The 11,282-nt window shown below is 33.3% G+C and carries 9 protein-coding genes and 2 riboswitches; of the genes, 7 read left to right on the top strand and 2 right to left on the bottom strand.

Features of this window, described 5'->3' with window-relative positions; genetic code table 11:
• Nucleotides 1-225: 225 nt before the first annotated feature.
• A riboswitch (glycine riboswitch) is annotated at nucleotides 226-331 on the top strand.
• A riboswitch (glycine riboswitch) is annotated at nucleotides 332-424 on the top strand. It begins immediately after the preceding riboswitch.
• A 66-nt stretch (nucleotides 425-490) separates the two neighbouring features.
• The 6 genes from gcvT to glyA are packed head-to-tail and all read left to right on the top strand — an operon-like array spanning nucleotide 491 to nucleotide 7,507.
• A complete protein-coding gene (gene gcvT, locus ACI48Q_RS16285; protein ID WP_474920179.1) occupies nucleotides 491-1,597 on the top strand; it encodes a glycine cleavage system aminomethyltransferase GcvT in 1,107 nt (368 codons plus the stop codon).
• A gap of 19 nt (nucleotides 1,598-1,616) precedes the next feature.
• A complete protein-coding gene (gene gcvH / locus ACI48Q_RS16280; protein WP_474920178.1) occupies nucleotides 1,617-2,000 on the top strand; it encodes a glycine cleavage system protein GcvH in 384 nt (127 codons plus the stop codon).
• A 1-nt stretch (nucleotide 2,001) separates the two neighbouring features.
• Complete coding sequence (gcvPA, locus tag ACI48Q_RS16275) at nucleotides 2,002-3,342, top strand: aminomethyl-transferring glycine dehydrogenase subunit GcvPA (RefSeq protein ID WP_474920177.1); 1,341 nt, start codon at nucleotides 2,002-2,004, stop codon at nucleotides 3,340-3,342.
• The gene (gene gcvPB / locus ACI48Q_RS16270; RefSeq protein WP_474920176.1) at nucleotides 3,343-4,815 is read left to right on the top strand and encodes an aminomethyl-transferring glycine dehydrogenase subunit GcvPB; all 1,473 of its coding nucleotides are present in this window, start codon (nucleotides 3,343-3,345) and stop codon (nucleotides 4,813-4,815) included.
• Nucleotides 4,816-4,827: 12 nt separating this feature from the next.
• Nucleotides 4,828-6,246: a dihydrolipoyl dehydrogenase gene (gene lpdA, locus ACI48Q_RS16265; protein ID WP_474920175.1), complete on the top strand. Its 1,419-nt coding sequence runs from the start codon at nucleotides 4,828-4,830 to the stop codon at nucleotides 6,244-6,246.
• Nucleotides 6,247-6,274: 28 nt separating this feature from the next.
• Nucleotides 6,275-7,507 carry a serine hydroxymethyltransferase gene (gene glyA, locus ACI48Q_RS16260; protein ID WP_474920174.1) on the top strand — a complete coding sequence of 411 codons (1,233 nt, stop codon included), beginning with the start codon at nucleotides 6,275-6,277 and terminating at the stop codon, nucleotides 7,505-7,507.
• 122 nt (nucleotides 7,508-7,629) lie between these two features.
• Here glyA and ACI48Q_RS16255 read toward each other — a convergent pair whose 3' ends face one another.
• Entirely contained in the window at nucleotides 7,630-9,033 is a 1,404-nt protein-coding gene (locus ACI48Q_RS16255; protein WP_474920173.1) for a sodium:solute symporter family protein, read from the bottom strand.
• A 248-nt stretch (nucleotides 9,034-9,281) separates the two neighbouring features.
• On the opposite strand from ACI48Q_RS16255, the gene fbaA reads away from it, so the two are divergent.
• Nucleotides 9,282-10,313 (top strand): class II fructose-bisphosphate aldolase, encoded by a 1,032-nt coding sequence (gene fbaA / locus ACI48Q_RS16250; RefSeq protein ID WP_474920172.1) that lies wholly within the window; start codon nucleotides 9,282-9,284, stop codon nucleotides 10,311-10,313.
• A gap of 648 nt (nucleotides 10,314-10,961) precedes the next feature.
• Here fbaA and ACI48Q_RS16245 read toward each other — a convergent pair.
• Nucleotides 10,962-11,210 (bottom strand): hypothetical protein, encoded by a 249-nt coding sequence (locus ACI48Q_RS16245; protein ID WP_474920171.1) that lies wholly within the window; start codon nucleotides 11,208-11,210, stop codon nucleotides 10,962-10,964.
• Nucleotides 11,211-11,282 lie beyond the last annotated feature (72 nt).

Here is an 11,282-nt window from a genome sequence, read left to right as displayed (position 1 = left end):
TTATAAATATTTATTTAATTATTAATATTTATAATAATGTGAATTTTCCATTGACATTTCTTATGTTTAATTGTAATATTTATACATCGTAATAATTAAATATAAAGAACCAAATGATGTTAATGTGAGAGATCTTTTATACAATGTACTTTACTTTTTACTCAAGTCAAAAGACCTGAATAAAAAGTAAAGCGCATTGATTAGTCTAACTACTTCAAAGGAATTTTTCATTTCACTTGAGTAAGTTTTACTTTAGAAGAAGCCGAAGAAGCAATTTATAAATTGCCGAATTTATAAAGAAACTTTCAGGCAAAATTATCGTTAATGGATGGTACTCTGGAAAGACCGATAAGGCACCGAAGAAGCAATATTTATTTTTTAAAAATATATTAAAACTTTCAGGTAAGCAAACAGAGGATATAAAGGCACTCTTTTTTCTATGCCTTTATATCCTCTTTTTTATATAAAAATTTATGAGGAGGTAAGTATTATGGAAAATGGTAAAAAAACCTTTTTGTTTAATTGCCATAACAACTTAAATGGAAAAATAATTAACTTTGGTGGATTTATGTTACCTGTTCAATATGAAGGCATTATACAGGAACATGAAGCTGTAAGAAATGCTGCTGGAATCTTTGATGTGTCCCATATGGGTGAAGTTAACGTAAAAGGTCCTCAAGCTTTTGATTTTGTACAAAACTTGATAACTAACGATATTTCTAATTTAAAAAACAATGAAATAGTATACACACTAATGTGTTATCCCAACGGAGGAGTTGTTGACGACCTCTTAGTATATAAAATAAATGACAACTACTTCTATCTCGTTATAAATGCAAGCAATATAGATAAAGACTATCAATGGATGGTAGAAAATAGTAATAGCTATGATATAGATCTTGAAAATATTTCAGATAAAATTTCTGAGGTTGCCATTCAAGGTCCTAAGGCTCAAGATATTCTACAAAAGTTAACTGATACAAATTTAAATGACATAAAATTCTTTAATTTCAAGCCTGTTGTAAAGGTTGCCGATGTGCCTTGTTTAGTATCTCGAACAGGCTACACTGGTGAAGATGGCTTTGAAGTTTACTGCAACAATAATGATATTGAAAAGATTTGGAACTCTCTCCTTGAAGCTGGAAATGACCTTGGTATTAAACCAGCTGGACTTGGAGCAAGAGATACTTTAAGATTCGAAGCTTCTCTCCCATTATATGGGAATGAAATTTCTAGTGAAATCTCTCCACTAGAAGCTGGACTTGGTTTTTTTGTTAAATTAAATAAAGAAAACTTCATAGGAAAAGAAGCTCTTGCAAAACAAAAGAGTGAAGGCCTTAAAAGAAAACTTGTAGGTTTTGAAATGATAGATAGAGGGATACCTAGACATGAATATCAAGTTATGGCAGATGATAAAGTAATAGGTTTTGTTACTACAGGTTATGCTTCTCCTACTCTAAAGAAAAATATAGGCTTAGCTCTTATTGATCCAGCCTATAGTGCCCTAGATACTGAAATAAATATTGTGATTAGGAACAAAGCTCTTAGAGCTAAAATTATAAATAAAAAATTCTTAGCTAAAAACTACAAAAAATAATAAATTGGGGGTATTGTTTATGAAAGTATTAAAAGAATTATCTTATTCAAAGGATCACGAATGGGTAAAGGTTGATGGAACGAAAGTATACATCGGAATTACTGATTATGCTCAAAATGCGCTAGGAAGTATAGTTTTTGTTGAACTACCAGATGTAGACACTGAGCTTAGTACTGGAGAATCCTTTGGGGCTATAGAATCTGTTAAGGCTGCTTCAGATATGTATATGCCAGTGAGTGGAACTGTGTTAGAGATTAATGAAGATCTAGTAGATGACCCTGCTCTTGTTAATGAAAATTGCTATGAAAACTGGATGATTTGTGTAGAGCTATCAAATACTGATGAATTGTCAGCTCTTATGAATGCAGAGGAATACGAAATATACTGCAGTAAGGAGGAATAATATGTTTCCATATATACCTACTACTCAAAGTGATCGTGAAGAAATGTTTAAAACCATTGGTATTGACTCAATAAATGATTTATTTATTGATATACCTGAGAATTTACGCCTTAAAGAGAATCTTAATCTAAGTAATCCTATGAGTGAGTTAGAAGTTACAAATCATATGAATAGACTTTGTGATAAAAATTTGAATAGTGAGGATTTAATTTGCTTCTTAGGTGCTGGTGCCTATGATCATTACATTCCCTCAATCATAAAGCATATTACTTCTAGGTCTGAGTTCTATACAGCTTATACACCTTATCAACCAGAGATTAGCCAAGGAACTCTACAGGGTGTATTTGAATATCAATCTATGATAGCAGAGCTTACTGGAATGGATGTGGCAAATGCATCTATGTATGACGGTGGTACTGCTTGTGCTGAAGCCGCTATGATGGCAATGGCAAGCACTAAAAGGAAAAAGGTTGTGGTTTCTAAAACCCTTAGTCCAGAAACCATTGAAATCGTAAAGACATATTCTCATTTTAGAGATGCAGAGGTTATTGAAATAGACTTTAAGGATGGAGAAACTGATATAGAGGCTTTAAAAGCTGTAGTGGATAATAGTACTGCCGCTGTTATAGTTCAGAATCCAAACTTTTTTGGAATAATTGAAAACATGGAGGAAATTGAAAAAGTTACTCATAGTAATAAAGCTATGTTAGTTATGAGTGTAGACCCAATCTCCTTAAGTATCTTAAAAACTCCAGGTGAAATCGGTGCAGATATAGTTGTTGGTGATGGTCAAAGTCTTGGAATCCCTCTAAACTTCGGTGGCCCATATCTAGGCTTTATGGCAACTACCTCTAAACTTATGAGAAAACTGCCTGGAAGAATAGTTGGTGAAACTGTAGATGTTGAAGGTAAAAGAGCCTTTGTTTTAACTCTCCAAGCTAGGGAACAACATATCAGAAGAGAAAAAGCGACCTCTAATATATGTTCAGACCAAGGATTAAACGCTCTTACCGCTGCAATTTATATGTCAACTCTAGGAAAAAAAGGCTTAAAAGAAGTTGCTGAAACTTCTATGAAAAAAGCTCACTATGCTTTTAATGAGCTTATTAAATCTGGAAAGTATAAGCCACTATTTAATAAGCCTTTCTTTAAGGAATTCACTTTATCCGGAGATAAAAAAGTTTCTGAATTAAATAAGGAACTTATGAATCATGGTATTCTTGGCGGATATGAATTAGAGAATAAATATCCTACTCTTAAAAACTCAATGCTTCTATGCGTCACTGAAAAGAGGACAAAAGAAGAAATTGATACCTTAGTTAAGGCTATGGAGGTGATATAAATGAAGGATTATAATAGACTATTGATAGAAATATCCAAGGAAGGAAGAAGGGCCTACACCCTACCACCTCTTGATGTGTCTGATGTTTCCATAGATGAATTATTACCTGAAAACCTTAGAAGAAAAGAGGATTTAAATTTACCTGAGGTAAGTGAATTAGATGTAGTTAGGCATTTTACTTCCCTATCAAATAAGAATTTTGGTGTAGACACAGGTTTCTATCCTCTTGGATCTTGTACTATGAAATATAATCCTAAAATAAATGAAGACATGGCATCCAGACCTAAATTTACTGGATTACATCCACATCAACCTGTAGAAACCGTACAGGGAGCTCTTAATCTAATGTACAATTTAGGTGAGAGTTTATCTGAAATCACTGGAATGGATCAGGTTACTCTTCACCCTGCTGCTGGAGCTCATGGTGAACTTACTGGTCTTATGCTAATTAAAGCTTATCATGAAAATAGAAGAGATTTTAAAAGAACTAAAATTATAGTTCCTGATTCAGCTCATGGTACAAATCCTGCCAGTGCTGCTGTAGCTAATTTTGAAGTTATAGAAATCAAATCTCATAAAAACGGTGCCATAGATATTGATGCTCTTAAAGCTGTATTAAATGATGAAGTTGCTGGATTAATGCTTACAAATCCAAGTACCCTTGGTATTTTTGAGAGAAATATAAAAGAAATCTCTGATTTAGTGCATGAAGCTGGTGGACTTCTCTACTATGATGGTGCAAATATGAATGCTATTATGGGTATAACTAGACCTGGAGATATGGGCTTTGATGTAGTCCACTTAAATCTTCACAAAACCTTCTCCACTCCTCACGGTGGCGGTGGACCAGGAAGTGGCCCTGTAGGTGTTAAAAAACATCTAATACCTTTCCTACCTGTACCTGTAATTGAAAAGATAGATAATAACTATAGTTTAAATTATGATAAACCACAAACCATAGGAAGAATTAAAAATTTTTATGGACATTTTGGTATTCATGTTAGAGCTTATACCTATATTCTAACCTTAGGAGCTGAAGGGCTAAAAACTGCCAGTGAAATAGCTGTGCTAAATGCAAATTACATGAAGGAACGTTTAAGAAAATATTATAACCTTCCTATTGATGAAGTTTGTAAGCATGAAGTAGTTCTAGGAGGACTCCCAAATCATTTAAATGGAGTTTCAACTCTAGATGTGGCTAAGAGACTTTTAGACTATGGCTATCATCCACCTACTATCTACTTCCCTCTAATCATTGAGGAAGCTATGATGTTTGAACCTACTGAGTGTGAAACTCTAGAAACTTTGGATGAGTTCATAGATGTAATGATTAAGATTGCTGAAGAGGCAAAAGAAACTCCTGAAATCTTAAAATCAGCACCTCATAATACTGTAGTAAAGAGATTAGATCAGGTTAGAGCTGCTAGAACTCCTGTTTTAACTTGGCATAAAACTTCTTCAAATAATCAATAAGTAGGTGAAATTATGGATAAAGACATAATAATTATAGGAGGTGGACCGGGTGGCTATGTGGCAGCCATCCGTGCTGCCCAACTTGGTGCAAAGGTTTGTTTAATAGAAAAGGGAGAGATTGGTGGAACTTGCCTAAACAGAGGATGTATTCCTACAAAAGCTCTCTATAAAAATGCTGAAGTATTGAATACTCTTAGACATATTGATGATTTTGGAGTTACTGTTGATAACTATGCTATCAATATAGAACATATTCATGAAAGAAAACAAAAGATTATCAATGAATTAGTTGGTGGTATTTCTCAGCTTTTAAAAGCTAATAAAGTAGAGGTTCTTCAAGGAGCAGCTTCTTTCAAAGATAAAAATACATTAATAGTTTCCCTTTTAGATGGCAGTTCTGTAGAAATCACTGGTGAAAATATTATTATTGCCACTGGTTCCGAGCCAACCATCCCTCCAATTGAAGGAGCAAATTTAGAGGGGATTTATACTAGTGAAGAAATTTTAAATTTTGATAGTATACCAGAATCTCTTACTGTAGTTGGTGGTGGCGTTGTTGGTATGGAACTGGCTTGTATCTTTAATGCTCTTGGCTCTAAAGTAACAGTAGTGGAATACCTTCCAAGTATATTAGCTCAAGTTGATAGCGATATTACAAAACGTCTTACTCCAATGCTTAAAAAGAAAGGTATAACTATTAACACTTCAACTAAAGTCACTAAAATAGAAAAAACATCTTCAGGATTTATCCTACACGGAGAAGGCAAAAAAGGACAAATTTCCTTAGAAAGTGAAAAAATTCTTATTTCTACTGGTAGACATCCAGTAATTAATGAATTAAAATTAGAACAAATAGGCATTGATTACGACAAAAAAGGAATTAAAGTGGATTCAAATTATGAAACCACAGCTAAGGGAATTTATGCTATTGGAGATGTTAATGGGATATCTATGCTTGCTCATGTGGCCTCTCATCAAGGTGTACATGTAGTTGAAAACCTTATGGGAATTCATACTGAATTAATAAATGATGTTGTTCCAAGCTGTATATTTATCTTCCCTGAGATTGCCTCTGTAGGTATCACTGAAGATGAAGCTAAAGCAAAAGGCTTATCCTATAAGATAAGTAAATTTATGTTCGGCGCAAATGGTAAGGCACTAACTCTTGGAGAAGGTGAAGGCTTTATAAAGGTTATATCAACTCAAGGCTTAAACTCTAATCCTGATGAAGACATTATTATTGGAGCTCATATTATGGGCCCACATGCATCGGATTTAATTCATGAATGTACCCTAGCAATTTTCCATAAGATGAAAATTCGAGACATTAAAGATGTAATCCATGCTCATCCAACTTTATCAGAAAGCTTTTTTGAAGCTGTTACTGGTCTTGTAGGGGAAGCCATACACATGGTACCAGCTAAAAAATAAAATCACTTTTACAATTGGAGGGGTATTTATGAATTTAGAACATATCAAACGCAATGACTCAGAAATATATGAGGCAATTTGTCTTGAAACAACTAGACAAGAGAGTAAAATTGAGTTAATTGCATCTGAAAACTTTACCAGTGCTGCAGTAATGGAGGCCATGGGTTCTACCCTAACTAACAAATATGCAGAAGGTTATCCTGGAAAGAGGTATTATGGCGGTTGTGAATATGTAGATGTAGCTGAGAACATTGCTAGAGATAGAATGTGCAAGCTATTTGGTGCAGATCACGCAAACGTTCAACCTCACTCAGGTTCTCAAGCTAACATGGGAGTTTATATGGCTATATTAAAGCCAGGTGATAAGGTATTAGGTATGAACCTTTCTCATGGTGGTCACTTAACTCATGGAAGCCCAGTTAACTTCTCAGGAAAGTTATATAACTTTGTTTCCTACGGTGTAGATGAGACTGGATATATAAACTATGATGAATTAAGAAAGGTAGCTCTTGAAGAAAAACCTCAAATGATAGTAGCTGGAGCAAGTGCTTATCCTAGAATTATAGATTTTGTAAAAATCAGAGAAATCTGTGACGAAATTGGTGCTTATATGATGGTAGACATGGCTCATATAGCAGGTCTTGTAGCTGCTGGTCTTCACCCAAGTCCAGTACCATACGCAGACTTTGTTACTACTACTACTCACAAAACTCTTAGAGGACCAAGAGGAGGTGCAATCCTTTGTAAAGAAGAACATGCAAAGGCTGTTGATAAAACAATCTTCCCTGGAATTCAAGGTGGACCATTAATGCACGTAATAGCTGCTAAAGCTATTTGCTTTAAAGAAGCAATGGACCCTAGCTTTAAAGAGTATCAACAAAAGGTTCTTGATAACGCTCAAGCATTAGCTAACGCATTAAAAGAAAGAGACTTTAAACTAGTTTCTGATGGTACAGATAACCACCTAATGCTGGTAGACCTTAGAAATAAAGACATTACTGGAAAATTAGCTGAGCATCTATTAGATGAAGTTGGTATTACAGTAAATAAAAATACTGTTCCTTTTGAAACTCAAAGTCCATTTGTAACAAGTGGTATCAGAATAGGTACTCCTGCAACTACTACAAGAGGCTTTGGACCAGAAGAAATGGTAGAAATTGCTGACATAATCAATTGGACAATTGAAAATAGAGATGGTGATTTAACTCCAGCAAAAGAGCGTGTAAAAGCTCTTTGCGATAAAATCCCTCTATATAAATAGAATAGAATTGTTTTAAATAAAACATAAAAGAGTCTATAATGGTATCCAAAGCAATACTATTGTAGACTCTTTCCTGTATGCCGTTAAAATTGGGTTAGAGTTGATGCATTTAGCCTTTACCCTTATTCCGAAAGCTCTACAGGTTGTGCCAAAGCTTTACTAGTTCTAAGTTCAACATAGTTAGTAATTAAGAAGGCTATAATGGATGCCATACTTCCTGCTATGATAGCTAAAATTCCAAAGGGTTCCCCCATGACTTGCCAGTATATGCCCACTGCACTCCCTATTATTATTGATACAATACCTGCATGTTTTGATACTTTTTTCATAGTTATTCCAAGAATAAATGCTGCAAATGGGCCAGCAGCTCTTAGCATAAAGGAAAATAAATTAAGAGTTATAATATTAATTTGAAATAATGCAATACAGGTTGCAAGTACTCCTATGGTTACATTACTTATTCTTGTCATAGTAATTATCTTTTTATCCTCAATATTAGGATTTATATATTTTTCATATATATCTTTAGTAAATATTGTAGAAGCGCAAAGCATGTTAGAATCAGCACTAGACATAGTGGATGCTATGATTGCTGCACATACTATACCTGAGACCCATTTAGGTGTTAATTGAAATACAGCTGTAGATAGTGCTTGATTGGGTGGTATATTAGGAAATGCTGCAAAGGCAACTATTCCTATTATCGCTGGAATAAAAGCAAATAATGCCATGAATAATGCAGAGGTTAAAACGGCTCTTCTACCTGTTTTTTCATCCTTAGCCGCAAATACTCTTGATACCATTTCAGGCCCTGACATGAAAGTTATAAAATATTGTCCTATAAGGCTTATCACTAATGCTATGCCCATTCCATCAATAGACATTTTGGCAGGTGGAACTGCTGCTACTATAGTACTCCATCCTCCAGCTCCTTTTATTACAAATGGTATAGAAATTAAAAGTCCAAAAAATATAATTGCCCATTGAAATAAATCTGTAAAAGCATCAGCTAAAAGTCCTCCCATGGCAGTGTAAATTATAGTGAATATTGCTGCCACTATAATAGCCACTTTAATGTTAATTCCGATCAATGCTGAAATTATAACTCCTGATGCAAGAACTTGAGATGCAGTTAAACAAAATAATGAAAGAATGTTTAAAATTGATGTGATTAAATGACTTGCAGTTCCAAATCGTCTTCCTACAACCTCTGGTATGGTGTAAGCCATAACCTTCCTCAGCTTAGGTGCAAAAAATGCCATAGGTATAATTCCAATAGCAGCAGCAAGTACATACCAAACTGCTGACATTCCCCAGTTTCCATAGGCTTTACTTGCTAACCCTACCGTACTTCCTCCTCCTATATTATTGGCTGCCAAACTACAAGCAACCATAATTGCTGGAAGTGACCTCCCTGCCAACATGTAGTCCGTACTATTTTTGATTAAGTATTTGTTTGTATAGTATCCTATAAATAACATGATACCTAAATAAACAACTACAATAATCATTGGTATAGTATTCATTACATATCCCTCCTAAAGAATTGATTTTCCCTTATGAAAAACTCTTCAAGTTAAAAGTAACTTATTAGATTGGTAATATAAGTAAACTACATCTACCGTAAATATTTATTGAATATTTAAAATATTTATAATTCATATACTTTTATAATGTATAATTAATTATATGAGTTAACTTACTAATATAAACCTAAGATTATAAATTCATAGGCTACTATTAGTAAAATATATTAATGTAAGGAGATAAAGCTATGCCAGTAGTTAATTATGAGCAATATAAAATCATGCTAGAAGAAGCCTCAAAAAATCATTATGCTTATCCTGCTTTTAATATTTCTTCCTTAGAGACCGCAAATGCAGTGTTAGCGGGTTTAGCTGAAGCAAAATCTGATGGTATTATTCAAGTTTCAATAGGTGGTGGAGAGCATGCATCTGGTTCCATGATTAAAGATAGTGTACTAGGTGCTATTAGTTTAGTTAATCATGTTCACATGCTAGCTGAGAAATATAATGTGTATGTTGCTTTACACACTGACCACTGTAAAGCAGAGAAATTAGATAGCTTTTTGATTCCACTAATAGAAGAAACAGAAAGACGTCGCAAAAATGGTGAAAAGAATCTTTTTAATAGTCATATGTTTGATGGCTCTAGTATTTCTCTAGAAAAGAACATAGAGATATCTAAAGAACTTTTAATACGTTGTGCTAAAAATGAAATCATTCTTGAGGTAGAGTCAGGAGTTGTTGGTGGAGAAGAAGATGGTGAAGACAATAGTGGAGTTCCAAATGAAAAGCTATACACCACTTCAGAAGATATGCTAAAAATTTATGAGGCTTTAACCTCTGTAGAAAATGGAATCTTTATGTTTGCAGCTACCTTTGGAAATGTTCATGGTGTATATAAGCCAGGTAATGTAAAATTGAATCCTAAAATTCTACTAAATGGTCAATTATCTTTAAAAGAAGTATATGGTTCTGACGCTAAATTCTATTTTGTTTTTCATGGTGGCTCAGGCTCTGAAAAATCAGAAATCGAAGAAACTTTAGAATATGGTGTTATTAAAATGAATATAGATACAGATACTCAGTATGCCTTCACAAGGCCAATTGCAGATAATATCTTTAAAAATTATGATGGCATTTTAAAAATTGATGGAGAAGTTGGAAATAAGAAAAAATATGATCCACGCTCCTATTTAAAAGCTGGTGAGCAAGGTATGTCAAAAAGAGTAGTTGAAGCCTGCCATGATTTAAAATCCTTTGGGAAAACCTTGTTTAAATAAGAAATAAAAGGCCTCAAGGGACAAAATATATTTACAAAATGGCCTATATATTAATATCAATCCCAATATAAAGAAGCAATGGGCTCTAACTACGAACCTTATTACTTCTTTTATTTCTTATTCTCTTTTATGCGTACTTTAATCTTTAATATTTAATATATAAGTTGTAATTAAGTTTCTACATTATGCAAATAGGCTTTTCTTTTATAAACCATTTAAATTGAACTTCATATTATTCCTGTGAATACCATTTGCAGGAACCTTAGATTTACTTAGTTTCTATGAAAGTAAAAATCGTTAAGAAAGACAACTTGTTCGAGTGAAGCGAGTTGTTGTCTTTTAGGTTTTTACTTGAATAGAGACTTAGTAAATCAAGTTTTCGAAACGGTTGAACAGGAATAATATGAAGTTCTAATTAATTTTATATTTAAGCCTATTTGTATTATGTAGTTTCATTATTACAATCTATATATTTAATAATAAATTATTAAATTAATCATTTTTCGTAGACATTTATTAATCATTTATATAGAATATATTATAGTGGCATAAATTTAAACCTATTAAGTGAAATTAATAATATTGAATATTATTATATATATTTGTTAAATCTGAAAAAGGATAGTCTCCTATCCTTTTCCGTAGTGTCTAAAATCCAAGAGTGTAGTGAATAATGTCGGCCAAACTCTTCACTACAAATTCTTGAACAGTTGCGTTTGAGGCTGTAAGCTTCAACGCTACCATTAAGCTTAGTATACAGATTATAATTAGGATAATCTGAACCTTACTAGGCTTATTTGACTTTTTGCGCCTTTTATGCTTTTTAGGTTTATCATTACTCCAGCTTAAATTGATGCAATTTTGGTCATCTTCGTTTATCTTGCCTTCAAACCTCATATCAAATTCCTCCTTTCATAGGCTATCTAAGAATATCCTACCTTTAAATTACATCTACTATAATCTAAAGGT

This window comes from Clostridium sp. LXY-7, from assembly GCF_056172015.1.
Note: the sequence above shows the minus strand (reverse complement) of the source record. Positions and strands in the feature narration are given on the sequence as shown.

Bases quoted from the DNA above. Each gene is read 5' to 3' on its own strand.
- gcvT (WP_474920179.1), top strand. From the start codon at position 491: ATGGAAAATGGTAAAAAAACCTTTTTGTTTAATTGCCATAACAACTTA.
- gcvH (WP_474920178.1), top strand. From the start codon at position 1,617: ATGAAAGTATTAAAAGAATTATCTTATTCAAAGGATCACGAATGGGTA.
- gcvPA (WP_474920177.1), top strand. From the start codon at position 2,002: ATGTTTCCATATATACCTACTACTCAAAGTGATCGTGAAGAAATGTTT.
- gcvPB (WP_474920176.1), top strand. From the start codon at position 3,343: ATGAAGGATTATAATAGACTATTGATAGAAATATCCAAGGAAGGAAGA.
- lpdA (WP_474920175.1), top strand. From the start codon at position 4,828: ATGGATAAAGACATAATAATTATAGGAGGTGGACCGGGTGGCTATGTG.
- glyA (WP_474920174.1), top strand. From the start codon at position 6,275: ATGAATTTAGAACATATCAAACGCAATGACTCAGAAATATATGAGGCA.
- ACI48Q_RS16255 (WP_474920173.1), bottom strand. From the start codon at position 9,033: ATGAATACTATACCAATGATTATTGTAGTTGTTTATTTAGGTATCATG.
- fbaA (WP_474920172.1), top strand. From the start codon at position 9,282: ATGCCAGTAGTTAATTATGAGCAATATAAAATCATGCTAGAAGAAGCC.
- ACI48Q_RS16245 (WP_474920171.1), bottom strand. From the start codon at position 11,210: ATGAGGTTTGAAGGCAAGATAAACGAAGATGACCAAAATTGCATCAAT.